Source organism: Pseudomonas sp. B19(2017) (assembly GCF_002113165.1).
Lineage (GTDB): Bacteria > Pseudomonadota > Gammaproteobacteria > Pseudomonadales > Pseudomonadaceae > Aquipseudomonas.
On sequence record NZ_NEJR01000005.1, the window covers coordinates 253046 to 279152 of the forward strand.

General features: G+C 63.7%; 23 protein-coding genes. 8 read left to right on the forward strand and 15 right to left on the reverse strand.

The features are described 5' to 3' along the window. Window positions 1–2: 2 nt before the first annotated feature. From CAF70_RS10350 to CAF70_RS10365, 4 genes are read right to left on the reverse strand one after another with little or no spacing between them, the layout of a single operon-like run. Window positions 3–1322 carry a sensor histidine kinase gene (locus CAF70_RS10350; protein WP_085624648.1) on the reverse strand — a complete coding sequence of 440 codons (1320 nt, stop codon included), beginning with the start codon at window positions 1320–1322 and terminating at the stop codon, window positions 3–5. Beyond that, window positions 1319–1987, reverse strand: coding sequence for a response regulator transcription factor (locus tag CAF70_RS10355; RefSeq protein ID WP_085624650.1), 669 nt, complete (start codon window positions 1985–1987; stop codon window positions 1319–1321). Before CAF70_RS10355 ends, CAF70_RS10350 begins: the two co-directional genes overlap by 4 nt. Next, window positions 1988–2302, reverse strand: coding sequence for a PepSY domain-containing protein (locus CAF70_RS10360; RefSeq protein WP_085624652.1), 315 nt, complete (start codon window positions 2300–2302; stop codon window positions 1988–1990). Continuing rightward, window positions 2302–2613 carry a PepSY domain-containing protein gene (locus tag CAF70_RS10365; RefSeq protein WP_085624654.1) on the reverse strand — a complete coding sequence of 104 codons (312 nt, stop codon included), beginning with the start codon at window positions 2611–2613 and terminating at the stop codon, window positions 2302–2304. The genes CAF70_RS10360 and CAF70_RS10365 overlap by 1 nt, the downstream gene beginning before the upstream one ends. A 277-nt stretch (window positions 2614–2890) precedes the next feature. Between CAF70_RS10365 and CAF70_RS10375 the strand changes: the two genes are divergently transcribed. Both CAF70_RS10375 and queD read left to right on the forward strand, forming a co-directional pair. Beyond that, a complete protein-coding gene (locus CAF70_RS10375) occupies window positions 2891–3970 on the forward strand; it encodes a patatin-like phospholipase family protein (protein ID WP_085624658.1) in 1080 nt (359 codons plus the stop codon). A 53-nt stretch (window positions 3971–4023) separates the two neighbouring features. Beyond that, window positions 4024–4380, forward strand: coding sequence for a 6-carboxytetrahydropterin synthase QueD (gene queD, locus CAF70_RS10380; protein WP_051097763.1), 357 nt, complete (start codon window positions 4024–4026; stop codon window positions 4378–4380). A gap of 52 nt (window positions 4381–4432) precedes the next feature. Here the strand turns inward: queD and CAF70_RS10385 are convergent, their stop codons facing one another. Together CAF70_RS10385 and CAF70_RS10390 are read right to left on the reverse strand one after the other, a co-directional pair. Further along, window positions 4433–5071 carry a hypothetical protein gene (locus CAF70_RS10385; protein ID WP_085624660.1) on the reverse strand — a complete coding sequence of 213 codons (639 nt, stop codon included), beginning with the start codon at window positions 5069–5071 and terminating at the stop codon, window positions 4433–4435. A gap of 69 nt (window positions 5072–5140) precedes the next feature. Further along, complete coding sequence (locus tag CAF70_RS10390) at window positions 5141–5611, reverse strand: DUF1289 domain-containing protein (RefSeq protein ID WP_178076370.1); 471 nt, start codon at window positions 5609–5611, stop codon at window positions 5141–5143. Between the two features lie 406 nt (window positions 5612–6017). Here CAF70_RS10390 and acnB point away from each other — a divergent pair, with 406 nt between their 5' ends. Continuing rightward, a complete protein-coding gene (acnB, locus tag CAF70_RS10395; protein WP_085624664.1) occupies window positions 6018–8627 on the forward strand; it encodes a bifunctional aconitate hydratase 2/2-methylisocitrate dehydratase in 2610 nt (869 codons plus the stop codon). 176 nt (window positions 8628–8803) lie between these two features. Here the strand turns inward: acnB and prpD are convergent, their stop codons facing one another. The 6 genes from prpD to CAF70_RS10425 form a co-directional block, all read right to left on the reverse strand. Beyond that, window positions 8804–10288, reverse strand: a complete 1485-nt coding sequence (gene prpD / locus CAF70_RS10400) for a 2-methylcitrate dehydratase (protein ID WP_085624666.1) — start codon at window positions 10286–10288, stop codon at window positions 8804–8806. Between the two features lie 170 nt (window positions 10289–10458). Further along, on the reverse strand, window positions 10459–11649 hold the full coding sequence (gene prpF / locus CAF70_RS10405) for a 2-methylaconitate cis-trans isomerase PrpF (RefSeq protein WP_085624668.1): 1191 nt from the start codon (window positions 11647–11649) through the stop codon (window positions 10459–10461). Between the two features lie 132 nt (window positions 11650–11781). Next, window positions 11782–14370 carry a Fe/S-dependent 2-methylisocitrate dehydratase AcnD gene (gene acnD, locus CAF70_RS10410; RefSeq protein WP_085624670.1) on the reverse strand — a complete coding sequence of 863 codons (2589 nt, stop codon included), beginning with the start codon at window positions 14368–14370 and terminating at the stop codon, window positions 11782–11784. A 162-nt stretch (window positions 14371–14532) separates the two neighbouring features. Beyond that, the gene (gene prpC / locus CAF70_RS10415; RefSeq protein ID WP_085624671.1) at window positions 14533–15660 is read right to left on the reverse strand and encodes a 2-methylcitrate synthase; all 1128 of its coding nucleotides are present in this window, start codon (window positions 15658–15660) and stop codon (window positions 14533–14535) included. A 179-nt stretch (window positions 15661–15839) separates the two neighbouring features. Then, a complete protein-coding gene (gene prpB / locus CAF70_RS10420) occupies window positions 15840–16730 on the reverse strand; it encodes a methylisocitrate lyase (RefSeq protein ID WP_085624673.1) in 891 nt (296 codons plus the stop codon). After that, window positions 16727–17443: a GntR family transcriptional regulator gene (locus CAF70_RS10425; protein WP_085624675.1), complete on the reverse strand. Its 717-nt coding sequence runs from the start codon at window positions 17441–17443 to the stop codon at window positions 16727–16729. The genes prpB and CAF70_RS10425 overlap by 4 nt, the downstream gene beginning before the upstream one ends. A 329-nt stretch (window positions 17444–17772) precedes the next feature. On the opposite strand from CAF70_RS10425, the gene CAF70_RS10430 reads away from it, so the two are divergent. The 5 genes from CAF70_RS10430 (at window position 17773) to CAF70_RS10450 (ending at window position 23217) form a co-directional block, all read left to right on the forward strand. Beyond that, window positions 17773–18309: an ATP-dependent zinc protease gene (locus CAF70_RS10430; RefSeq protein ID WP_025338438.1), complete on the forward strand. Its 537-nt coding sequence runs from the start codon at window positions 17773–17775 to the stop codon at window positions 18307–18309. Window positions 18310–18314: 5 nt separating this feature from the next. Further along, on the forward strand, window positions 18315–19850 hold the full coding sequence (locus tag CAF70_RS10435) for an inactive transglutaminase family protein (RefSeq protein WP_085624678.1): 1536 nt from the start codon (window positions 18315–18317) through the stop codon (window positions 19848–19850). After that, window positions 19850–20830 (forward strand): alpha-L-glutamate ligase-like protein, encoded by a 981-nt coding sequence (locus CAF70_RS10440; protein WP_085624680.1) that lies wholly within the window; start codon window positions 19850–19852, stop codon window positions 20828–20830. Before CAF70_RS10435 ends, CAF70_RS10440 begins: the two co-directional genes overlap by 1 nt. A gap of 192 nt (window positions 20831–21022) precedes the next feature. Further along, entirely contained in the window at window positions 21023–22366 is a 1344-nt protein-coding gene (gene pabB, locus CAF70_RS10445; RefSeq protein WP_085624682.1) for an aminodeoxychorismate synthase component I, read from the forward strand. A gap of 116 nt (window positions 22367–22482) precedes the next feature. Beyond that, the gene (locus CAF70_RS10450; protein ID WP_085624684.1) at window positions 22483–23217 is read left to right on the forward strand and encodes a phosphoadenylyl-sulfate reductase; all 735 of its coding nucleotides are present in this window, start codon (window positions 22483–22485) and stop codon (window positions 23215–23217) included. A 38-nt stretch (window positions 23218–23255) separates the two neighbouring features. On the opposite strand, the gene cysB is transcribed toward CAF70_RS10450, so the two are convergent. The 3 genes from cysB to CAF70_RS10465 all read right to left on the reverse strand — a co-directional run bounded on the left by cysB (window position 23256) and on the right by CAF70_RS10465 (window position 25929). After that, a complete protein-coding gene (gene cysB, locus CAF70_RS10455; RefSeq protein ID WP_085624686.1) occupies window positions 23256–24230 on the reverse strand; it encodes an HTH-type transcriptional regulator CysB in 975 nt (324 codons plus the stop codon). A 128-nt stretch (window positions 24231–24358) separates the two neighbouring features. Beyond that, the gene (locus CAF70_RS10460; RefSeq protein ID WP_085624688.1) at window positions 24359–24856 is read right to left on the reverse strand and encodes a universal stress protein; all 498 of its coding nucleotides are present in this window, start codon (window positions 24854–24856) and stop codon (window positions 24359–24361) included. A gap of 125 nt (window positions 24857–24981) precedes the next feature. After that, entirely contained in the window at window positions 24982–25929 is a 948-nt protein-coding gene (locus CAF70_RS10465) for a putative 2-dehydropantoate 2-reductase (protein ID WP_085624690.1), read from the reverse strand. Window positions 25930–26107: the final 178 nt, after the last annotated feature.

A 26107-nucleotide genomic window follows, 5' to 3' on the forward strand; every position in this document is an offset into this window, starting at 1 on the left:
CGTTATCGAGCCTTGCGCGGCAAGTCGATGCTTACCCGCAACCCACCCAAGGGGCTTTCCTGCAATGCCAGGCGCCCGCCCCAGGCCTCGACGATATCGCGCACGATGCCCAAGCCCAGGCCATGCCCGTCAACCTGCTCGTCCAGCCGCGAACCGCGTTCCAGCACCTGTTGCCGCTGGCCCTCGGGGATACCGGGGCCATCATCATCGACCCACACCTGGTAGCCTTCGTCATACGGCGCAATACCCAGCCGCACCTCGCTGTCGGCCCACTTGCAGGCGTTGTCCAGCAGGTTGCCGAGCAGCTCCAGGAAATCCTCGCGGTCCCACGGCAGCAGCAGCCCGGGTGGCACATCACTGGCCAGCAGCAGGCCATCGCCATGGATCATGCCCAATGTCCCCAGCAACCCCGGCAGCTCGACGTCGCAGTCGAACTGCGCGCCTGGCAGCGCATCCCCCGCCAGGCGCGCACGGTTCAGCTCACGCGCCAGGCGCTGCTGAATCTGCTCCAGCTGCTCGCGCATCTGCGCGCGAACATCCGGCAGGTCCTTCAGGCGCTCACTGGAGGCCAGGCTCAGCAACACCGCCAGCGGCGTCTTCAGCGCATGGCCCAGGTTGCCCAAGGCATTGCGCGAGCGGCGCAAGCTGTCTTCGGTATGACTCAGCAAGTGGTTGATCTGCCCCACCAGCGGCGCCAGTTCGCTGGGCACTTCGGCATCCAGCTGCGAGCGCTGGCCCTGTTGCAGCTGGGCGATCTGCTGGCGTGCCCGCTCCAGAGGTCGCAGTGAGCGGGTCACGGTGATGCGCTGCAGCACCAGCACCAGAATCAGTGCCACCAGGCCCATGCCCAGACCGATCTGCTGCAGGCGCCGGAAACCTTCGCGTACCGGCGAATAATCCTGTGCCACGCTGATCGAGATTTCCTGGCCCAGGCGCCGGTAGTCGGCACGCAGGGCCAGCAGTTGCTGGCCTTCCGGGCCGAGTTCGTGGCTGTCGGAAAGACCAGGCGCGGCGGGCTTGGGCATGTCCAGATCCCACAGGGAACGGGAACGCCAGGTGCCTTTATCGAAGTCGATGCGGAAGTAATAGCCGGAAAACGGCCGCTGGTAGGCGGCCGAGATACGCCGCTCATCCAGCTGCAGGCCCGAAGGCCCGCGCACCAAGGCCACCAGCAGGTTTTCGCTTTCCTTGCGCAAGCCGTTTTCCAGATAGCGCTGCAGGCCGACCTCGAACAGCCACAAGGTCAGCTGTGCCAGCACCAGGCCTGCCACCACCAGCACCGCCACCAGGCCCAGGCTCAAGCGCGCCTGGATCGACTTCATGCGGCGCTCCCGGCGTAGATGTAGCCTTGCCCGCGGCGGGTCTCGATGACGCTGCGGCCCAGCTTGCGCCGCAAGTGGTTGACGTGCACTTCCAGCACATTGGAGTCGCGCTCGGTTTCACCGTCGTAGAGGTGCTCGGCCAAGTGGCTCTTGGACAGGATCTGCTGCGGATGCAGCATGAAGTAGCGCAGCAGGCGGAACTCGGCGGCGGTCAGCTGGATATCCACGCCGTCACGGTTCACGCACTGGCGGCTTTCGTCCAGTTGCAGGCCGGCCGCTTCCAGCGTCGGCTGGTTGGCCAGGCCACGGGCACGGCGCAACAACGCCTGGATGCGCAACTGCAGTTCTTCGGGATGGAAGGGTTTGCTCAAATAGTCATCGGCCCCGGCCTTCAACCCTTCGATACGCTCGGCCCACGAGCCACGAGCGGTAAGGATCAGCACCGGCGTGGCCAGGCCGGCGGCACGCCACTGGGCCAGCACCTCCAGGCCCGGCAGGCCTGGCAGGCCAAGGTCCAGGATGATCAGGTCATAGGGTTCACTCTGGCCCTGGTACACCGCGTCGCGGCCATCGGCCAGCCAGTCCACGGCGTAGCCCTGGCGCTGCAGGCCGGCGGTCAGTTCATCGGCCAGCGGCACATTGTCCTCGACAAGCAACAGGCGCATTCAGTCGTCTTCCTCGTCTTTGAGCAGGGTACCGTTGCTGGCGTCGAGCTTGATTTCGCGCACCACGCCTTCAGCCGTCAGCAACTCGACTTCGTATTCGTAGCGACCGTCGTCTTCTTCCAGCTCGGCCTCCAGCAGGCGCGCCCCGGGGTGACGCCCCAGGGCGGTTTCCAGCAGATGCTCGAGCGGCAGGATGATGCCCTTCTGGCGTAGCTCCAGGGCTTCGTCCTGGTCCAGGTCGCGGGCAACGGCCAGGGAACACACGGCCAGCAGCGCCAGCGCGAGGTAGCGCGCCGGCCGCAGTAGGTGGGTCATCAGTTGTCCCGCTCGTCCTTCAGCACTTCACCGGTCTTGGCGTCCAGCGCCACGTCCCATTCGACGTTCTGCGCGTCACGCAGCTCGACCTTGTAGATATAACGGCCGTACTCGTCTTCAAGTTCCGAGTCGGTGACGGTGGCGCCGGGGTGCTTGGCCACGGCGGCGGCCTTGAGTTCGTCCAGCGACTTGACGGTCTTGGCATTGACCAGCTTGACCACTTCGTCGGGCTGCACGTCCTTGGCGATGGCGGAATGGGCGCCCAGGGCAAGGGCAGCGGCTACGGTGAACAGGGCAGTCATGTGTTTCATCGTTCTTCTCTCCTGAGAACTGTGCAAGTTGTCTACGGGGTTAAGATTAACCACCGGTCCTTAATTCAACCTGAAAACAACTGGCGGCATGATAGCGCAGGTCAGGCCGCTGTCTCGCCATCGCTGAATCCTGCCCGGTCCCTGTGGGAGCGGGCTTGCCCGCGAACACCGGCGCAGCCGGTGCCATACACCACGCTGCATGCTTCGCGGGGGACCTGCGCTCACAGGGTATCCGCATGAAGCCTTATAATGACCGCCAGCCGCCAAGAGACCCGCCATGAGCGCCATTCACATCAAGCACCCCGCCCTCACTTTCAAGGCTGGTCAACGTGCCCTGCGGCAGATCCGCGAGCGCGGCCTGCAGGCGGCCGATGTCGGTGTGCTGCCGGGTGCGGCGGGCGGACCCAAGCCGCTGGGCATTCAGGGCCTGGACCTGGCGCTGTTCGGTGAGTGGCTGCCGTCGGCACCTCGCCAACGCGCGTTGATCGGCGCCTCGATCGGCGCCTGGCGCTTCGCCAGTGCCTGCCTCGAAGACCCCGTCGCAGGCATCCGTCGCCTTGGCGAACTGTACACCGAACAGGATTTCGCCAAGGGCGTCACCCCGGCCGAAATCAGCCGCAGCTGCCAGCACATGCTCGATGAACTGCTGCAAGGCCGCGACGGCCAGCTGCTGGCCAATCCGCACTATCGCCTGAACATCCTGGTGGTGAAAAGCCATGGCCAGCTCGCCCACGACCATCGTGGCCGCCTGGGCCTCGGCCTGGGTTCGGTAATCGCCAGCAACCTGCTCGGCCGTTCGCGCCTGGGTCGGCACTTCGAGCGCATCATCCTGCACGACGGCCGCGCCACGCCGCCGCTCGATGCACTGACCGACTTCCCCTCGCGCTGCCTGCCGCTGGACCTGGCCAACCTGCGCCATGCCCTGCTCGCCTCCGGTTCCATCCCTATGGTCATGGAAGGTGTGAAAGATATCCCCGGTGCAGGTGCAGGCACCTACCGCGACGGCGGTCTGCTCGACTACCACCTCGACCTGCCCTACCGCGGCGACGACCTGGTGCTGTACCCGCATTTTACCGACAGGGTCGTGCCCGGCTGGTTCGACAAGGCCCTGCCCTGGCGCAGGGGCGATGCCACACGCCTGCAGAACGTGCTGCTGATGACGCCCTCGCCGCAGTACCTGGCGGCACTGCCTTACGGCAAGCTGCCCGATCGCAACGACTTCAAGCGTTTCATGGGTGATGCACCAAGCCGTAGACGCTACTGGTACAAGGCCATTGCCGAAAGCCAGCGGCTGGGCGACGAGTTGCTGGAGCTGATTGCCACCGGGCGGTTGCATGAACGCCTGCAAGCCTTGTAGCGGCCATGCTGGTAGACTGCGCGCATTATCGATTCACACAGAGTCATGCCAGCGTGGAAATTTTTAAAGAGTTCACATTCGAATCGGCCCACCGCCTGCCACACGTGCCTGCCGGGCACAAATGCGGCCGCCTGCACGGCCACTCGTTCAAGGTCGGCCTGCACCTGACCGGCCCGCTCGACCCGCACACCGGCTGGATCCGCGATTTCGCCGAGGTCAAGGCGATCTTCAAGCCGATCTACGAGCAGCTGGACCACAACTACCTGAACGACATCCCGGGGCTTGAGAACCCTACCAGCGAAGTCATCGCCAAATGGATCTGGGACCAGGTAAAGCCGCTGATGCCTGAACTGTCCAAGGTGCGCATTCATGAAACCTGCACCAGCGGCTGTGAATATACCGGCGACTGAAGCATCGTGAATGCCGGCCCTACGCGCTCATCGCAGGGGCCGGCGGCAACGCTCAGACCTCACCGTACTGGTGGGGAATGCTCAGGATTTCCATCGCGACGCGCCCGGCGTCACCTTTGTAGGTATTGAAAAACAGCGCGCCTTCACTTGCGTAACGCCGTAGGTTTTCACCATTTGGCGTAGACAACAGCACGTTGAAGCGGCGCTCACCTTCCTGCATTTCCGGCGCCAGGCCATCGATCGTCCATAACCGGGCGGAAGCGGGCTTGCGCAGGGCGCCTTGCGCTTCATCGGTTTCCCAGATCCCCACATAGCCCGACCAAGCGTTCGAATCCAGTGCCCAGCGGGCAATGTTCCATTTCCGGTCAGCAGGCCGGATCTCGTAATACAGGCGCTTGCCCGGCCCTGCACTGCCCTTGGTATAGGCACCGAACCAGAACAGTTCGAAGTAGCGCTGGCTCGGTGAAAGGTAATCGACCGGGTCGAGGCGTTTTTCCAGCACGCCGTTTTCCTCGCTCTGCAGATAGTGATCCCAGTGGCCTCGATTGCCCCGGCTACCGGTTTCTACCCACATCGCGGACAGCCGGTGTTTCTGATCGGCCCATGCCTGCGGCTCGATGCGCTGCGCCGAAGCTTGCCACCAGCAGCGGGCCAGGAACGTTTCTCGGGAGTTAAATAGGTATTCGCTCATGCTGACGCTCTCCGTCAGTTCAAAGAGCCTCTACGCTATGAACCCGGGCCTTCGCAAGGCAGAGGGAAGCTACTCACCCAAGGCCTTGTGCAGGAAGGCCGGCGCGATGTAACGCTGGTAATGCGCTTCGGACAAGAGGAAAAATTCGCGATCGATGGCATCACGCAGCTGCGGCAGCTCCCAGTCGCGGAACTCCGGCAGCAGCACCATGCCGTAAGCCTCCAGGTCGCGAATCATCCGGGCCCCGCGGGCAATCAGCTGGTACGCCCAGCAATATTCGGACTGCTGCTCGACAAAGCGGATGGAACGCTGCTCCAGTTGCTGGCGCAACAGGCCTTTGTCGAACACCTCCAGCTTGGCCATCATCACCTGCACCAGCAACTGCTCCAGACGCAGCCACACCGCGCGCTTCTGCGCATCGTCGTAGCCGTTCCAGTTGATCACTTCGTGGTGGAAACGCTTGCAGCCACGGCACACCGTGTCTCCGTACACCGTGGAGCACAGGCCGACGCAAGGGGTCTTGATGGACTTGTTGGACATGAAAAACAACAGCTTGGCGGTGGAACACGAGCCCATGTTAGCCCTTTGTCTAACCAGGGTCACTCGTTAAAGTCGTCATCGCCGCCTTACCTTCGGGCTTTTTTTGCCGTAGAATCACCCGGCCTTTTCAAAGGCAACAATGTCCGTTGGAAGCTGTTTTCAAAGCGTCACGAGCACAGTTCATCCGGTAGAACGGCGTTGGCCCGGGCCATGCATCCCTCGCATGCCCGTGCCAGCCCTCATCAGCTCCCCGTTCTGCTGGCGTAAAACTTTGAAAGCAGCTTCTGTAAGGATTCTTTGCGACTCTGGCTGGGCGGCCCACAAAGCCGTGGCAGCGCATGGGTGCATCGAATGCTGGATGAGCGTCCCGGACCCCCTTTAGGGACCACTGATGAGGGAAATAACTGTGCTTGAAGCCTACCGCAAACACATCGAAGAGCGTGCCGCCCTGGGCATCGTGCCCCAGCCGCTGAACGCCGAACAAACTGCAGGCCTGGTCGAGCTGCTGAAAAACCCGCCGGCCGGCGAAGAAGCCTTCCTCGTAGACCTGATCACCCACCGTGTACCGCCAGGGGTCGACGAAGCTGCCTACGTCAAGGCCGCGTTCCTCTCCGCCGTCGCCAAGGGCGAAGCCAAGTCGCCTCTGATCGACCGCAAGCACGCCACCGAACTGCTGGGCACCATGCAGGGCGGCTACAACATCGAAACGCTGGTCGCACTGCTGGATGACGCCGAACTGGGCGCCGTCGCGGCCGAACAGCTCAAGCACACCCTGCTGATGTTCGATGCCTTCCATGACGTGGCCGAAAAGGCCAAGGCCGGCAACGCTCACGCCAAGGCCGTGCTGGAATCGTGGGCTGCCGGCGAGTGGTTCACCTCGCGTCCGGCCATCGCCGACAAGTACACCCTGACCGTGTTCAAGGTGCCTGGCGAAACCAACACCGACGACCTGTCCCCTGCCCCGGACGCCTGGTCGCGCCCTGACATCCCGCTGCACGCCCTGGCCATGCTGAAAATGGCCCGTGACGGCATCGAGCCGTCGCAGCCTGGTTCGGTCGGCCCACTGGCCCAGATCGAAGCCGTCAAGGCCAAGGGTTACCCGGTTGCCTACGTCGGTGACGTGGTCGGTACCGGCTCCTCGCGCAAATCCGCCACCAACTCGGTGCTGTGGTTCTTCGGCGACGACATCCCGTACGTACCGAACAAGCGCGCCGGTGGCTTCTGCTTCGGCACCAAGATCGCCCCGATCTTCTACAACACCATGGAAGACGCCGGCGCCCTGCCGATCGAATTCGACTGCACCAACCTGGCCATGGGCGACGTCATCGACGTCTACCCGTTCAAGGGCGAAGTGCGCCGTCACGGTAGCGACGAGCTGGTCACCAACTTCGAGCTGAAAACCGAAGTGCTGCTGGATGAAGTCCGCGCTGGCGGCCGTATTCCGCTGATCGTCGGCCGTGGCCTGACCGAAAAGGCCCGCGCCGAACTGGGCCTGGGTGCCTCCGACCTGTTCAAGAAGCCGGAGCAACCTGCCGATTCGGGCAAGGGCTTCACCCTGGCGCAGAAAATGGTCGGCCGTGCCTGCGGCCTGCCGGAAGGCCAAGGCGTGCGCCCAGGTGCCTACTGCGAGCCGAAGATGACCACCGTCGGTTCCCAGGACACCACTGGCCCGATGACCCGCGACGAGCTGAAAGACCTGGCGTGCCTGGGCTTCTCGGCTGACCTGGTGATGCAGTCGTTCTGCCACACCGCGGCCTATCCGAAGCCGATCGACGTCACCACCCACCACACCCTGCCAGACTTCATCCGCACCCGTGGCGGCGTGTCGCTGCGCCCGGGCGACGGCATCATCCACAGCTGGCTGAACCGCATGCTGATGCCGGACACCGTGGGTACCGGTGGTGACTCGCACACCCGCTTCCCGATCGGCATCTCGTTCCCGGCCGGCTCCGGCCTGGTGGCCTTTGCCGCTGCCACCGGCGTCATGCCGCTGGACATGCCGGAATCCGTGCTGGTGCGCTTCAAGGGCAAACTGCAGCCAGGCATCACCCTGCGTGACCTGGTCCACGCCATCCCTTACTACGCCATCCAGAAGGGCCTGCTGACCGTCGAGAAGAAGGGCAAGAAGAACATCTTCTCCGGCCGCATCCTCGAGATCGAAGGCCTGAACGAGCTGACCGTCGAGCAAGCCTTCGAGCTGTCCGACGCCTCGGCCGAGCGTTCCGCTGCCGGTTGCACCATCAAGCTGCCAGAGAAGGCCATCGCCGAGTACCTGCAGTCCAACATCACCCTGCTGCGCTGGATGATCGGCGAAGGCTACGGCGATGCCCGCACCCTGGAGCGCCGCGCCCAGGCCATGGAAGCCTGGCTGGCCAAGCCTGAGCTGCTGTCGGCCGACGCCGATGCCGAATACGCCGAAATCATCGAGATCGACCTGGCCGACGTGAAAGAGCCTGTGCTCTGCGCACCGAACGACCCGGACGATGCCCGCCTGCTGTCTTCGGTACAAGGCGAGAAGATCGACGAAGTGTTCATCGGTTCGTGCATGACCAACATCGGCCACTTCCGCGCTGCCGGCAAGCTGCTGGACAAGGTCAAGGGCGGTATCCCGACCCGTCTGTGGCTGGCTCCGCCAACCAAGATGGACGCTCACCAGCTGACCGAAGAAGGCTACTACGGCATCTACGGCAAGGCCGGCGCGCGCATGGAAATGCCAGGCTGCTCGCTGTGCATGGGTAACCAGGCACGTGTGCAGACCGGTTCGACCGTGGTCTCCACTTCGACCCGTAACTTCCCGAACCGTCTGGGCGACGCCACCAACGTGTACCTGGCATCGGCCGAGCTGGCTGCTGTCGCGTCGATCATCGGCAAGCTGCCGACCATCGAAGAGTACATGCAGTACGCGAAGGACATCGACAGCATGGCTGCCGACGTTTACCGCTACCTGAGCTTCGACCAGATCGCCGAGTTCCGCGAAGCGGCAGCCAACGCCAAGATCCCGGTGGTTCAGGCGTAAGCTGAGTTATAGGATGTAAAGGAAAGCCCCGGCAGAAATGCCGGGGCTTTCTTGTTTCCACCTGTGCTGGCCTCTTCGCGGCTAAAGCCGCTCCCACATGGCCCCCACAGTTTTCGAGGGCTGCGCAAAACCTTGTGGGAGCGGCTTTAGCCGCGAAGAGGCCAGCACAGGCAACCTCAGATCACGAACAGGTCGACAAACCTGTGCACCGCCATCTGCTCCAGCTTCTGCTGGTCCTTGCACACATCCACGATCTCCCCACACCGCTGCCGCGCAAAGCGCGTCGCCAGGTTGTCCCTGAACTTGGCCTCCAGCAACGGTATGCCCTCTCCTCGCCGCCGACGATGCCCGATCGGGTATTCCACCACCACCTGCTCGGTACTGCTGCCATCCTTGAAGAACACCTGCAGCGCATTGGCGATTGAGCGCTTGTCCGGCTCCAGGTACTCACGACTGAAGCGCGGTTCCTCTACCACCTCCATCTTCTCGCGCAGGCGGTCGATGCTTGGGTGGTTGGCATGGAAGGCGTCTTCGTAGTGCTCGGCCACCAGGTGCCCGAAAATCAGCGGCACCGCCACCATGTACTGCAGGCAGTGGTCACGGTCGGCGGCATTGGCCAGCGGGCCGCTCTTGGAAATGATGCGGATTGCCGATTCCTGTGTGGTGATAACGATACGGTCGATTTCGTGCAGTCGGTTACGCACCAGTGGATGCAGGGTTACTGCGGCCTCGCAGGCGGTCTGGGCGTGGAACTCGGCCGGGAAACTGACCTTGAACAGCACGTTTTCCATCACGTAGCTACCCAAGTCTTGCGGCACCCGCAGCGCTTGCTGCTCGGAAGGTTTGAGTGCCAGGTCCTTGTTGGTGTGGCTGAACAGCACATCGTAGAACCCCCACTGTGGCGCGGTGAGCACGCCTGGCACGCCCATTTCGCCACGCAGGGCAATATCGGCCAGGCGCACGCCACGGCTGGAAGCATCACCGGCGGCCCACGATTTGCGCGAGCCGGCATTGGGCGCATGGCGGTAGGTTCGTAGCGCCTGGCCATCGACGAAGGCGTGGGACAAGGCTGACAGCATCTGCTCACGGTTGGCCCCCATCAGCCTGGCACACACGGCCGTGGAGGCTACCTTGACCAGTATCACGTGATCGAGGCCAACACGGTTGAAGGCGTTTTCCAGGGCCAGCACGCCCTGGACCTCATGGGCCATGACCATGGCTTCGAGCACATCGTGCATCAGCAGCGGCGCTTCACCTGCGGCCACGCGCTTTTGCGACAGGTGATCGGCAACCGCCAGGATGCCGCCGAGGTTGTCCGAGGGGTGGGCCCATTCGGCGGCCAGCCAGGTATCGTTGTAGTCCAGCCAGCGCACCGTGCAGCCGATGTCCCAGGCGGCCTTGACCGGGTCGAGGCGGTAGGCGGTGCCGGGGACGCGCGCGCCGTTGGGCACGACGGTGCCTTCCACCTGGGGGCCGAGCAGCTTGGTGCATTCGGGGAAGCGCAAGGCCAGCAGGCCACAGCCGAGGGTATCCATCAGGCAGTTGCGCGCGGTGTCCAGGGCTTCGGCGGATTCGACCCGGTACGTGAGGGCGTAATCGGCGAGGGTTTGCAGCACCCGGTCGTAGTCCGGGCGGGCGTTGAGGTCTACGTTGGCGCTCATATGCAGCTCCCTTCAGAATTGCCGGGGCTGCGTTGCAGCCCTTCGCGGGCTTGCCCGCTCCCACAGGTGCACCACAGCCTTCGGAACCTGCGATTACCTGTGGGAGCGGGCAAGCCCGCGAAGGGGCGCAAAGCGGCCCCAACGAACTAAAGCCGAGCGCCAGTGGTGCGTTAGAAGCTATCGCCAGGCACGCGAACCCAGCCTTCCATCAGCACGCGAGCACTGCGGCTCATGATTGCCTTGGTCACTGTCCACTCACCATTCACCTGGCGCGCCTCGGCCCCCACCCGCAGGGTGCCCGAGGGGTGGCCGAAACGCACGGCACTGCGCTCGCCCCCGCCTGCGGCGAGGTTGACCAGCGTGCCCGGAATGGCTGCCGCGGTGCCGATGGCCACCGCGGCCGTACCCATCATCGCATGGTGCAGCTTGCCCATCGACAAGGCCCGTACCAGCAGGTCGATATCACCCGCCTGCACCGCTTTGCCACTGGACGCAGTGTAGGTGCTCGGTGGCGCGACGAAAGCCACTTTGGGCGTGTGCTGACGCCCGGCAGCCTGGTCGACGTTGTCGATCAGCCCCATGCGCACAGCGCCATAGGCGCGAATCGTCTCGAAGCGCAGCAGCGCCTGCGGGTCGCCGTTGATGGCGTCCTGCAGTTCGGTGCCGGTGTAGCCGATATCCGCCGCGTTGACGAAGATGGTCGGGATGCCGGCATTGATCAGGGTCGCCTTGAACGTACCGACACCCGGCACCTCGAGCTCATCCACCAGGTTGCCGGTGGGGAACATCGCCCCGCCGTCGCCATCGTCGTCGGCAGCCGGGTCGAGAAACTCCAGCTGCACCTCGGCGGCCGGGAAGGTCACTCCGTCCAGTTCGAAGTCGCCGGTTTCCTGCACTTCACCTTCGGTGATCGGCACATGGGCGATGATGGTCTTGCCGATATTGGCCTGCCAGATGCGCACGGTGGCGATGCCGTTACGCGGGATGCGCGCGGGGTCGACCAGGCCGCTACTGATGGCGAACGACCCGACCGCGGCGGAAAGATTGCCGCAGTTGCCGCTCCAGTCGACGAAGGCCTTGTCGATACTGACCTGGCCGAACAGATAGTCGACATCGTGTTCGGGCTTGATGCTTTGCGACAGGATCACGGTCTTGCTGGTGCTCGAAGTGGCGCCGCCCATACCGTCGATCTGCTTGCCGTAGGGGTCGGGGCTGCCGATTACCCGCAGCAGCAGGGCATCGCGGGCCGGGCCGGGGATTTGCGCCTGCTCGGGCAGGTCTTGCAGGCGGAAGAACACGCCCTTGCTGGTGCCGCCACGGATGTAGGTGGCGGGGATTTTTACTTGCGGTACATGAGCCATGTTCAATTCCTGTCTTGCACAGCCCCTGTGGGAGCGGGTTCACCCGCGAAAGCGTCCGATCAGAAAACCATGTTGCATCTGCTGACGCATTCGCGGGTAAACCCGCTCCCACAGGGACCGCGCTGCTCTTGATTAGGCGGTCGCTTCGAGGAAGTCCTGGGCAAAGCGCTGCAGCACCCCGCCGGCCTCGTAGATCGACACTTCCTCGGCGGTGTCCAGGCGGCAGGTCACCGGTACCTCCAGGCGCTCGCCGTTGGCGCGGGTAACCACCAGGGTCAGCGTCGCCCGCGGCGTCCGCGCGCCCAGCACGTCATAGGTCTCGCTGCCATCCAGGCCGAGGGTCTTGCGATCGGTGCCCGGCTTGAACTCCAGCGGCAGTACGCCCATGCCCACCAGGTTGGTCCGGTGAATACGCTCGAAGCCTTCGGCGACGATCGCCTCGACACCGGCCAGGCGCACCCCCTTGGCCGCCCAGTCACGGGACGAACCCTGGCCGTAGTCGGCACCGGCAACAATGATCAGCGGCTGCTTGCGCTCCATGTAGGTCTCGATCGCCTCCCACATGCGGGTGACCTTGCCTTCCGGCTCGATACGCGCCAGCGAGCCCTGCTGCACGCTGCCGTCTTCCTTGCGCACCATTTCGTTGAACAGCTTGGGGTTGGCGAAGGTGGCGCGCTGGGCGGTCAGGTGGTCACCACGGTGGGTCGCGTAAGAGTTGAAGTCTTCCTCCGGCAGGCCCATCTTCGCCAAGTACTCGCCGGCAGCGCTGTCGAGCATGATGGCGTTGGACGGCGACAGGTGGTCGGTGGTGATGTTGTCCGGCAACACTGCCAGCGGGCGCATGCCGCGCAGGGTACGTTCGCCGGCCAGGGCCCCTTCCCAGTATGGCGGGCGGCGGATGTAGGTGCTCATCGGGCGCCAGTCGTACAGCGGCGCCACCTTTGGCCCGCGGTCTTCCTCGATGGCGAACATCGGGATGTACACCTTGCGGAACTGCTCAGGCTTGACCGCGGCACGCACCACGGCGTCGATCTCTTCGTCGCTGGGCCAGATGTCCTTGAGGCGGATCTCCTTGCCATCGACCACACCCAGCACATCCTTCTCGATGTCGAAGCGGATGGTGCCGGCGATGGCGTAGGCCACCACCAGTGGCGGCGATGCGAGGAAGGCCTGCTTGGCATAGGGGTGGATACGCCCGTCGAAATTGCGGTTGCCCGACAGCACGGCGGTGGCGTACAGGTCACGGTCGATGATCTCCTGCTGGATCACCGGGTCCAGGGCGCCGGACATCCCGTTGCAGGTGGTGCAGGCGAAGGCGACGATGCCAAAGCCGAGCTGTTCCAGCTCCTTCTCCAGCCCCGCCTCTTCAAGGTACAACTGCACGGCCTTGGAGCCAGGTGCCAGCGACGACTTGACCCAAGGCTTGCGGGCCAGGCCCAGCTTGTTGGCATTGCGCGCCAGCAGGCCTGCGGCAATCACGTTGCGTGGGTTGCTGGTGTTGGTGCAACTGGTGATGGCGGCAATGATCACTGCGCCGTCAGGCATCTGCCCCGGCACTTCTTCCCAGTTGCCGGCGATGCCTTTGGCCGCCAGTTCACTGGTGGCGACACGGGCATGCGGGTTGGACGGGCCGGCCATGTTACGCACCACACTCGACAGATCGAAGCTCAGGGTGCGCTCGTAGACGGCGCCGCCCAGGCTATCGGCCCACAGGCCGGTGGCCTTGGCATAGGCTTCCACCAGCTTGACCTGCTGCTCTTCGCGGCCGGTCAGGCGCAGGTAGTCGATGGTCTGCTGGTCGATGGCGAACATCGCCGCGGTGGCGCCATATTCCGGGGCCATGTTGGAGATGGTGGCGCGGTCGCCCAGGGTCAGGGCACGGGCACCTTCGCCGTGGAACTCCAGGTAGGCACCGACGACTTTCTGCTTGCGCAGGAATTCGGTCAGGGCCAGCACCAGGTCGGTGGCGGTGATGTTCGGCGCCAGCTTGCCAGTCAACTCGACGCCGACGATTTCCGGCAGGCGCATCCACGAGGCACGGCCGAGCATCACGTTCTCGGCTTCCAGGCCACCCACGCCAATAGCGATCACGCCCAGGGCGTCGACATGCGGGGTGTGGCTGTCGGTGCCGACGCAGGTGTCCGGGTAGGCCACGCCACGGTCGTTGTGGATCACCGGCGACATCTTCTCCAGGTTGATCTGGTGCATGATGCCGTTGCCCGGCTGAATCACGTCGACGTTCTTGAACGCCTTCTTGGTCCAGTTGATGAAGTGGAAGCGGTCTTCGTTGCGGCGGTCTTCGATGGCGCGGTTCTTTTCGAAGGCCTGCGGGTCGAAACCACCGCACTCGACGGCCAGCGAGTGGTCGACGATCAGCTGCACCGGCACCACCGGGTTGACCTGGGCCGGGTCGCCGCCCTTGTCGGCAATGGCGTCACGCAGGCCGGCGAGGTCGACCAGCGCGGTCTGGCCAAGGATATCGTGGCACACCACCCGCGCCGGGAACCATGGGAAGTCGAGATCGCGCTTGCGCTCGATCAGCTGGCCCAGCGAGGCGTCGAGGGTGGCCTGGTCGCAACGGCGCACCAGGTTTTCGGCGAGCACGCGAGAAGTGTAAGGCAGCCCGTCGTAGGCGCCGGGCTTGATCGCCTCGACCGCCGCGCGGGCATCGAAATAGTCCAGGTCGGTGCCTGGCAGGTGCTTGCGGAATGCAGTATTCATCATGGAATCAGGCTCGGTCACAGGATTCGGAAGGTTTCACCGCCCCCGTGGGAGCGGGCGTGCCCGCAAATGCGTCAGCAGGTGCAATGCGGTTGCCAGTACGGACGCATTCGCGGGCAAGCCCGCTCCCACAAGGGAAACGGGTTGCCTCTCTATATCTAATCAGCGCTGGTCGATCGGCACGAACTGGCGCTGCTCGACACCGACATACTCGGCGCTCGGGCGGATGATGCGGTTGTTGGCGCGCTGCTCGAAGACGTGCGCCGCCCAGCCGGTCAGGCGCGAGCAGACGAAGATCGGGGTGAACAGCTTGGTCGGGATGCCCATGAAGTGGTACGCCGAGGCATGGTAGAAGTCGGCGTTGGGGAACAGGCGCTTCTGCTCCCACATGGTCTTGTCGATGGCTTCGGAAACCGGGTACAGCACCTTGTCGCCCACTTCGTCGGCCAGCTGCTTCGACCAGCCCTTGATCACCTCGTTGCGCGGGTCGGACTCTTTGTAGATGGCATGGCCAAAGCCCATGATCTTGTCCTTGCGCTCAAGCATGCGCAGCAGCTCGGCAGTAGCTTCCTGCGGGCTCTGGAAACGCTCGATCAGCTCCATCGCCGCCTCGTTGGCTCCACCGTGCAGCGGGCCGCGCAGCGAGCCGATGGCTGCGGTGATGCAGGAATACAGGTCGGACAAGGTCGAGGCACAGACGCGTGCGGTGAAGGTGGAAGCGTTGAATTCGTGCTCGGCGTAAAGGATCAGCGAAACGTTCATCACCTTGACGTGCAGGTCGCTGGGTTTCTTGCCGTGCAGCAGGTGCAGGAAATGCCCGCCGAGGGTGTCTTCGTCGCTGGTGCAGTCGATGCGCACGCCGTGGTGGGTGAAGCGGTACCAGTAGCACATCACCGCCGGGAACAGCGCGAGCAGGCGGTCGGTCTTCTCGCGCTGGGCTTCGAAGGTCAGCTCCGGTTCCAGGGTACCGAGCACCGAGCAACCAGTGCGCATCACGTCCATCGGGTGGGCGTCGCGCGGGATGCGCTCGAGCACTTCCTTCAGCGCCTGGGGCAGGTCACGCAGGCCCTTGAGCTTGCGCTTGTAGTCGGCCAGTTCGGCCTTGCTCGGCAGCTCGCCGTACAACAGCAGGTAGGCGACTTCTTCGAATTCGGCACCGGCGGCCAGGTCACGCACGTCGTAACCTCGGTAGGTCAGCCCGGCACCGGCCTGGCCCACGGTGGACAATGCGGTCTGGCCGGCCACCTGGCCGCGCAGGCCTGCGCCACTGAGTACTTTTGCTTCGGCCATGGTGTTTCTCCTTTCTTGAACTTGTTATGGAAGTCTGGCTAATCGTTGAAACCTGTGCCGGCCCCTTCGCGGGTAAACCCGCTCCCACAGGGTTCCACAGGTATCGAGCATCACGCCGTACTTGTGGGAGCGGGTTCACCCGCGAAGAGGCCAGCCGCTCCAATGCAAATCTTTGACCTTCAGCCCTTCTTCTGGGCAAACAACGCATCGAGGCTCTGCTCGAAGGCGTGATAACCAATGGCTTCGTAGAGCTCCATGCGGGTCTGCATGGTGTCGATCACGTTCTTCTGCGTGCCGTCACGGCGCAGCGCGGTATAGACATTCTCGGCGGCTTTGTTCATGGCGCGGAAGGCCGACAGCGGGTACAGCACCAGCGACACGTCGACCGAGGCCAGCTCTTCGGTGGTGTACAGCGGCGTGGCGCCGAACTCGGTGATATTGGCCAGGATCGGTGCCTTCACCCGGTCGGCAAAGGTCTTGTACATCTGCAGCTCGGTAATGGCTTCCGGGAAGATCATGTCGGCACCGGCCTCGACGCAGGCGGCGGCGCGGTCCAGCGCGGCGTTCAGGCCCTCGACGGCCAGGGCGTCGGTACGCGCCATGATCACGAAGCTGTCATCGGTACGGGCATCGACTGCGGCCTTGATGCGATCGACCATTTCCTGCTGGCTGACGATCTCCTTGTTCGGGCGGTGGCCGCAGCGCTTGGCGCCAACCTGGTCCTCGATATGGATGGCGGCAGCGCCGAACTTGCTCATCGAGCGCACGGTGCGGGCGACGTTGAAGGCCGAGGCACCGAAACCGGTGTCGACATCCACCAGTAGCGGCACGTCGCACACGTCGGTGATGCGACGCACGTCGGTGAGCACATCGTCCAGGCCGCTGATGCCCAGGTCCGGCAGGCCCAGCGAACCGGCGGCGACGCCGCCACCGGACAGGTAGATGGCCTTGAAGCCGGCGCGTTTGGCCAGCAGGGCATGGTTGGCGTTGATGGCGCCAACCACCTGCAGCGGATGTTCAGCGGCAACGGCGTCGCGGAAACGCTGACCGGGGGTGCTCTTCACAGTCATTTCTCACCTCGTGGGCTGTTGTTGTGGGCGTCCAGGTAGTGACGCTCGATATTGCGCTTGGACGCGCCGATGTGGCGGCGCATCAGGAGTTCGGCCAGCTCGCCGTCACGGTCGGCGATGGCGTCGAGAATGCGGTGGTGTTCGGCAAAGGCCTGACGTGGCCGGTTGGGCGTGGCCGAGAACTGGATGCGGTACATGCGCACCAGCTGGTACAGCTCGCCGCAGAGCATCTTGACCAGGGTCTGGTTGCCGCTGCCCTGGATGATCCGGTAATGGAAGTCGTAGTCACCTTCCTGCTGGTAGTAGCCCTGGCCGGCCTGGAAGGCGGCATCGCGCTCGTGGGTATCGAGCACCCGGCGCAATTCGTCGATGTCGGCCTGGCTCATGCGTTCGGCGGCCAGCCGGCAGGCCATGCCCTCCAGCGATTCGCGAATTTCATAGAGCTCGATCAGTTCGACGTGATTGAGCGAAACCACCCGTGCCCCCACATGCGGCACGCGCACCAGCAGACGCTGGCCTTCGAGGCGGTGGATGGCCTCGCGCAGCGGCCCGCGGCTGATGCCGTAGGTGCGCGCCAGCTCCGGCTCGGAAATCTTGCTGCCGGGGGCGATATCGCCCTTGACGATGGCCGCCTGGATACGCCGGAAGACGTTTTCGGACAGGGTTTCCGTTTCGTCTGTCAGCACCGGACTGGAGGTGGATAGGTCCTGCATATTGTCGACACCTTGCAAATCTCTTTGCCAGAAATTAGCTAATTCGGTCACAGCAGTCAAAGACAAAATGAATATTGTCGACAATCGTCTAAGAGCGAACTAACGCCGGCCCGCCGCTGTCAGATCGCGCACCGCTGGCGTCAAGACGCCGGCGTGATAGAATGCCGCGCCTCCGTTGGAGTATGGATAGCCTGTCTGTCATCCATTCATGCTGTTGACAGATGAACGAGGAAGCTTGCGCAGTCGCTGCCAGTCGCCTTGCCCTGAACACGGCTCTGAACATGGCTTTGAAAACAGCCCCGAACCTTGCACTGCACCGCGCCAGGATTATGAGACTTACACCCGCATTATTGCTGCTCTGCCTCACCCTGCTGCCGGCCCTAGGCCAGGCCGCAGGCAAGACCGTGTACGGTCTCAACGAATATGCACGCCTGGGCGACCTGGACCTGGAAGTGGCCGCCAAGCTCGACACCGGCGCCAAGACCGCCTCGCTCAGCGCTCGCGACATCAAGCGTTTCAAGCGCAACGGCGAAAGCTGGGTGCGCTTCTACCTGGCCATCGACGCTGCCCATTCGCACCCTATCGAACGCCCGCTGGCACGCGTAAGCAAGATCAAGCGCCGGGCCGGCGACTATGATGCTGAATCGGGCAAGGCCTACACCGCACGCCCGGTCATCGAACTTGAAATCTGCATGGGCCAGGCCATGCGCACCATCGAAGTCAACCTCACCGACCGCAGCGCCTTCCAGTTCCCGCTGCTGATCGGCTCCGAGGCGCTCAAGCACTTCGACGCGCTGGTCGACCCAAGCCTTAAATACGCGGCCGGCAAACCTGCCTGTGCCACCGACGCTCCCAAAGCAGAGTAATCCCGATGCGCTCTCTTACCCTCCATCTGAAAGTCCTGATCACCGTGCTGGTGCTGTTGGGCGTGGCGGTCACGGCTTATCAGATCTTCGTACTCGGCATCCCGGTAACCGAGGATGAAACCGACGATTTGTGGAACATCGACGCCAAGGTCGAGTTCGTGGCCAGCACCAAGGACCCGGTCAAGGTGCAGATGTTCGTGCCACCGTTGAACCGCGACTACGTCAGCCTCAACGAGAGCTTCATCTCCAACAACTATGGGGTGAGCGTCAACCGTGCCGACGGCAACCGCAAGGTCACCTGGTCGGCCCGCCGCGCCAGCGGCAACCAGACCCTCTACTACCGCCTGGTGCTGACCAAGCGCTACAGCAACGAGAAGACCACGATCAAAGGCCCGACCTTCCGTGACAGCCTGGCCGTGGAAGGCCCCGAGAAGATCGCCGCCGAGGCCCTGATGGCGCCGATCCGCCAGCACTCGGCCGACGTCGAGACCTTCGTCAGCGAGACCATCAAGCGGGTCAACAACCTCAACGACGACAACGTCAAGCTGCTGCTGGCCGGCGACACCACGACCATGAAGAAGGCCCAGGTCATCGACCTGCTGCTGTCGATCGCCCACGTACCGATGGAGAAGGTGCACACCATCCGCCTGGTGGCCGACACCCCGCAAACCCCGGAACTGTGGCTGCGCAGCTTCAACGGCACCGACTGGCTGTACTTCAACCCGGACACCGGCGAGCAGGGCCTGCCCAGCGATCGCCTGCTGTGGTGGACCGGTGACGACAACCTGATCACCGTCGATGGCGGCAAGAAGGCCAACGTCACCTTCAGCATGAACAACAGCGAGATGAACGCCATCCGCCTGGCCAAGCTGACCGACGAGAATACCGACGCCGACTTCCTCGAATATTCGCTGTACGGCCTGCCGCTGCAAACCCAGCAAACCTTCATGATCATGGTGATGATCCCGATCGGTGTGCTGGTGATTCTGGTGCTGCGCAACCTGATCGGCCTGCAGACCCTGGGCACCTTCACCCCGGTACTGATCGCCCTGGCCTTCCGCGAGACCCAGCTGGGCTTCGGCATCATGCTGTTCACGGTCATCACCGCGCTGGGCCTGTCGCTGCGCTCGTACCTGGAACACCTGAAACTGCAGATGCTGCCTCGCCTGTCGGTGGTACTGACCTTCGTCGTGGTGCTGATTGCCGCCATCAGCCTGTTCAGCCACAAGCTGGGCCTGGAGCGCGGGCTGTCGGTCGCGCTGTTCCCGATGGTTATCCTGACCATGACCATCGAGCGCCTGTCCATCACCTGGGAAGAACGTGGCGGTGGCCATGCCATGAAAGTGGCCATCGGCACCCTGTTCGCAGCTTCCCTGGCACACCTGTTGATGATGGTGCCGGAGCTGGTGTACTTCGTGTTCACCTTCCCCGCCGTGCTGCTGATCCTGGTGGGCTTCATGCTGGCAATGGGCCGCTACCGCGGCTACCGCCTGACCGAGCTCGTGCGCTTCAAGGCATTCCTGAAGAAGGCTGACGCCTGATGTTTGGCCTGATCAAAACATGGAAAGCCCTGGAGGCCCGGGGCATCATGGGTATCAACCGGCGTAACGCGGACTACGTACTGAAGTACAACAAGCGCCACCTGTACCCGATCGTCGACGACAAGATCATCACCAAGGAGCGCGCCCTGGCGGCCGGCATCCATGTGCCGGAAATGTACGGCATCATCGAGACCGAGAAAGAGATCGAGAAGCTCGACCAGATCATCGGCGGGCGCAGCGATTTCGTCATCAAGCCGGCGCAGGGCGCCGGCGGTGACGGCATCCTGGTGATCGCCGACCGCTTCGAGGACCGCTACCGCACGGTGTCGGGCAAGATCATCAGCCATGAGGAGATCGAGCACCAGATCTCGAGCATCCTCACCGGCCTGTACTCGCTGGGCGGGCACCGCGACCGCGCGCTGATCGAGTACCGGGTCACCCCTGACCAGATATTCAAGAGCATCAGCTACGAAGGCGTGCCGGACATCCGCATCATCGTGCTGATGGGCTACCCGGTGATGGCCATGCTGCGCCTACCGACCCGCCAGTCCGGCGGCAAGGCCAACCTGCACCAGGGCGCCATCGGCGTGGGTGTCGACCTGGCCACCGGCGTGACCCTGCGCGGCACCTGGCTGAACAACATCATCAGCAAGCACCCCGACACCACCAACGCAGTGGATGGCGTGCAACTGCCGAACTGGGACGGCTTCATGAAGCTGGCCGCCGGCTGCTACGAGCTGTGCGGCCTGGGCTACATCGGTGTCGACATGGTGCTGGACCAGGACAAGGGGCCGCTGATTCTAGAGCTCAACGCGCGCCCTGGCCTGAACATCCAGATCGCCAACGATTGCGGGCTTACCCAACGTACCCATGCGATCGAGGCGCACATCGAAGCACTGGCCAAGGATGGCATCAGCGAAGATGCCGAACAGCGCGTGCGGGTGTCGCAAGGCTTGTTCGGGCACGTGCATCCGCGCTGAAAATGCCGGGGCCGCTTTGCGGACCATTCGCAGCACAAGGCTGCTCCTACAGGATATAGCGTAAACCTGTAGGAGCAGCCTTGTGCTGCGAATGGGCTGCAAACAAAATGCTGAATGTCGCACCAGTGCTAGGCGCTTTACCTGCACAGGTCTACAATCGCCCTCCTCGCTTTTACATCGCCGTCCACACTGATGCCGACCTGTACGCTCCACCCCCTGCCCTACCAGCCCGACCCTGCCGCCTACTTCGCCCGCCTGCGCCAGGTCCCCGGCGCGATCCTGCTGGACAGCGCCCGCCCCGGCGCCGAGCGCGGCCGCTTCGACCTGATCAGCGCCTGGCCGCTGCAACACTTGCAAGCACAACCCGGCGAAGAGGGCCGTGCCTTCCTCCAGCGCCTGCGCGCTGGCCTGGCGCAACTGGGGCACGCGCAGTTGCCCGAAGGCAGCGAGCTGCCTTTCGCCGGCGGCCTGATCGGCTACCTGAGCTACGACTTCGGCCGCCGCCTGGAGCACCTGCCCAGCCTGGCCATGGACGATCTCGGCCTGCCAGACGCCCAGTTGGGCCTGTATGCCTGGGCGCTGGTCACCGACCACCAGTGCGCGACCAGCCAACTGGTGTTGCACCCGAGTCTTTCGGGCAGCGAACGCGAACGCTTGATCGACCTGTTCGAGGGTGTCGACAACGCAGAGAGCGGCAGTTTCCAGCTACTTGCGCCAATGGCCGGCGACCTGCTGCCCGAGCAGTACAAGGCGGCCTTTGACCAGGTGCAGCGCTACATCCAGGCCGGCGACTGCTACCAGATCAACCTGACGCAGCGCTTCCGCGCGCCCTGCCAGGGCGACCCGTGGCACGCTTACCAGGCCCTGCGCAAAGCCTGCCCCACCCCCTTCTCCGGCTATCAGCAACTGGCCGACGGCAGCGCCCTGCTGAGTTTTTCGCCCGAGCGCTTCATCCGCGTCAGCCAGCGCCAGGTGGAAACGCGGCCGATCAAGGGCACCCGACCGCGCGCCAGCAATCCTGCCGAAGACGTGCGCAATGCCGAGGAGCTGCTGCATAGCCCCAAGGATCGCTCGGAAAACCTGATGATCGTCGACCTGCTGCGCAACGACCTGGGACGCACCTGCGAGATAGGCTCGGTGAAGGTACCGGAACTGTTCAGCCTGGAGAGCTATCCCAACGTGCACCACCTGGTCAGCAGCATCACCGGCCGGCTGGCCAGCGACAAGGACGCCCTTGACCTGATCGGCGACAGCTTCCCCGGCGGCTCGATCACCGGCGCACCGAAGATCCGCGCCATGCAGATCATCGATGAACTGGAGCCGGCGCGCCGGGCGCTGTACTGCGGGTCACTGCTCTACGTGGATGTGCGCGGCGAGATGGACAGCTCGATTGCCATTCGCAGCCTGCTGGTCAAGGGCGGACAGGTTAGCTGCTGGGGCGGCGGCGCGGTGGTGGCCGACTCCGAGTGGCAGGCCGAGTATGAAGAGTCGATTGCCAAAGTGCGCGTGCTGATGGAGACCTTGCAAGGCTTGTGAGCGGGCGAGCCCGCGAAGCAGCCGCTACCGACTCCAAGTCCGTCTACCCCGCCATTTTTTGTTACCATCACCTTACTACGAGCGCACAGCGCCACAGCCACGATGGAAACCGCCTGATGAGCCAACCCTTCGACGTCGCCGCCCTGGCCGCGACCTATGCCAACAAGTCCCCGCAGGACATCCTCAAGCTTGCCTTCGAGCACTTTGGTGATGACCTGTGGATCTCCTTCAGCGGCGCCGAGGACGTGGTGCTGGTGGACATGGCCTGGAAGCTGAACAAGCAGGTCAAGGTATTCAGCCTCGACACCGGCCGCCTGCACCCGGAGACCTATCGGTTCATCGACCAAGTGCGCGAGCAGTACAACCTGCCGATCGAAATCCTCAGCCCCGACCGTGCCAAACTCGACCCGTTCGTCAAGGAAAAGGGCCTGTTCAGCTTCTACAAGGACGGCCACGGCGAGTGCTGCGGCATCCGCAAGATCGAGCCGCTGCGTCGCAAGCTGGCCACCGTCAGCGCCTGGGCCACCGGCCAACGCCGCGACCAGAGCCCGGGAACCCGCAGCCAGGTGGCGGCAGTGGAAATCGACAGCGCCTTCTCTACCCCCGAGCGTACCCTGTACAAGTTCAACCCGTTGGCGCAGATGTCCAGCGAGGAAGTGTGGGGCTATATCCGCATGCTGGAGCTGCCGTACAACAGCCTGCACGAGCGCGGCTTCATCAGCATTGGCTGCGAGCCATGTACCCGCCCGGTGCTGCCTAACCAGCATGAGCGCGAAGGGCGTTGGTGGTGGGAAGAGTCGACGCAGAAGGAATGCGGGTTGCACGCTGGCAACCTGATCAGCAAGGCTTGAGGTAGCCGGGGCTGTTTCACAGCCCCAGCATGCCGGAATCAGTGCACCGGCAGTTCGACGCCTTCGAACAGCTCTTCCAGCTCCTGCTTGTTATGGCACTGAATGGCCTTGGCCATCACTTCACGGGTCAGGTGAGGGGCGAACTTCTCGATGAAGTCGCACATGAAGCCGCGCAGGAAGGTGCCACGGCGGAAGCCGATCTTGGTGATGCTGGCTTCGAACAACTCGCTGGCATCCAGTGCCACCAGGTCGCTGTCGAGCTTGGCGTCCACGGCCATGCCGGCGACGATACCCACGCCCAACCCCAGGCGCACATAAGTCTTGATCACGTCGGCGTCTGCCGCAGTGAACACCACCTTCGGCGTGAGGCCACGGTGGTTGAAGGCCTCGTCCAGCTTCGAGCGCCCGGTAAACCCGAATACATAGGTGACGATCGGGTATTCAGCCACAGCTTCCAGGGTCAGCTTCGGCAGCTTGGCCAGCGGGTGACCTTGCGGCACCACCACGCAGCGGTTCCACTTGTAGCACGGCATCATGATCAGGTCGCCGAACAGCTCCAGCGCTTCGGTGGCGATGGCGAAGTCGACGGTACCGTCGGCGGCCATCTCGGCAATCTGCATGGGCGAACCCTGGTGCATGTGCAAGGACACTTCCGGGTACTGCTTGATGAAGCTGCTGATCACCGGCGGCAAGGCGTAACGCGCCTGGGTGTGGGTGGTGGCGATGGACAGCGTGCCCTTCTTCTCGTTGGAGAACTCCTGGGCAATCTGCTTGATGCTTTCGACCTTGCGCAAGATTTCGCCGGCGGTCGTGATGATGCGCTCACCGGCCGGGGTGACGCGGGTCAGGTGCTTGCCGCTGCGGGCAAAGACTTCAACACCCAGTTCATCCTCGAGCAGGCGGATCTGCTTGCTGATACCTGGCTGGGAGGTATACAGGCTTTGCGCCGTCGCGGAGACGTTGAGGTCATGGTGCGCCACTTCCCAGATGTAGCGCAGTTGTTGAAGCTTCATAGGTTCCCCTCGGTTCAGCGATGAGTCCGCGGCAGCAGGCGGCGACGATATATAACTATATTAGTGGTTCTGGAAATAAATCTAGAACTATTTTGTTACATACCTATCGAAATGGCCTACAGCCATCTTCATGCTTTCCTACGCCCCAAATGCTGCGCCAACGGCACCATGTACACCGGCACTGGCGACAGCTGCAGCAGCCGTACCGCCGTGCGCCCCAATGGCACATCCACGCCGGCACCAGCACTGTGGCTACCGAAAATCAGCAAGTCGACGCTCAGCCGCTGCGCCTGCTCAAGGATCACCTGCGCCGGGTCGCCCTGGCGTACCCGCACAGCCTTGATCACCGCCAGGTCGGCCTCCTCGCCCAGCTCGTCGCGAAAGTTTTCCAGCACACGCTGCTCGATGTTGGCCATCACCGTGTTCACCCCCTGGCTGTGCAGTTGGTCGAGCGTCTGTTCATCGAGGTAGCTTTGCAGGAGAGATTCAGCGAACTGGCCCATGGGCTCTACCGCGTGGATCACATACAACTCGGCGCCGAATGTGCGCGCCAGCGCCAGCGCGTGCTGCATGACAAAAGGGGCGTAGACACCGAGGTCGGTGGCGTACAGCATGGAGTGGATCATTCGACCTCCTCGACTGCCGCTGCGGCAGAGCAAGCTTCAGCTTAGCAGCGCGCCGGACACACGCTTTGCCGTCTGGCGCGCTGCCGGCGAGGGCTGCAGAGCCCCGGGCGCGGGCGAAGCCGCCCTCAGCGGGGCTGCTCGCCACGGTTGATGAAGGCCAGCGCCTGGTACAGCATCTCCATCCGCGGCAAACGGCAGCCTGCCGCACGCGCCTGCGCCAACGGCTCGGCATAGATGGCCTGTAGCTCCAGCGGGCGCTTGTGGACATGGTCGTGGTACATGCTGGGCCAGTAGTCGGGCATGCGCTCGGTCACCTGGAACAGGTGCTCGGCATACCCCTCAGGCAACACATGGCCACACGCCGCCGCGCCCTGCACCACCTCGGCCATCAAGGCCTGGATCAAGGTGCGGCTATGGCTGTCCGCCATCAGCGCCGTGGTGCTGGCGGCGAGCAGCACCGACAGGCCGTTGTAGGGCACGTTCCACACCAGCTTCTGCCAGCGCGCCAGGGCCAGGTCGGGCATGGCCTGCGAGTCGATGCCCGCCGCCTGGAACAGCCCCACGCCTTCATCGACCAGCGCGCTGCCGCCATCGCTGGCCGGCCCACTGTGGTAGCCAAGATTGACCGCCCCCAGGGCCTGGTGCCGGATCACACCGGGCGCCTGGCGGTTGACGCAGATGAAACACAGGCCGCCAAGCAGGTGCATGTCGCTGCGCAAGGCCGGGCGCAACTGCGCCTCCACGCCCAGGCCGTTCTGCAGCAGTACCACCTTGGCACCCGGCGCGGCCGCCTGCACGATCAGCGGTGCCAACTGGTCATTGCTGGTGGCCTTGGCCCCCACCAGCAGCCAGTCGCAGGGTGGCATTTCGGCTGCACTGGCATACGCCTGCACCTTCAACTGCACGGTGCCATGCACGGCACTGTCCAGCGCCAACCCCTGCTCGCGGACAACCTCGTACTCGCTGCGCAGCAGAAAATGCACATCGAAGCCGGCCCGGGCCAGCATCAACCCATAGAAGCCGCCGATGGCGCCACTGCCGATGATGCCGATTCGTGGTGTGTGCGGATGCATGCCGATCTCCAGGTAAAGGTCAGCCCTCTTTTTACACAGGTTGCGCAGCGCTGGGCAGCCTCTGCGTGGCAAACACCTGTCATCTCGGAAAAACCCCACACAGACTGGGCCCAGCCCATTGTCGCGCCACCTGTAACGCGCTAAGGTTCGGCTCCCCGCTGCGATTATTCTTGCTGCT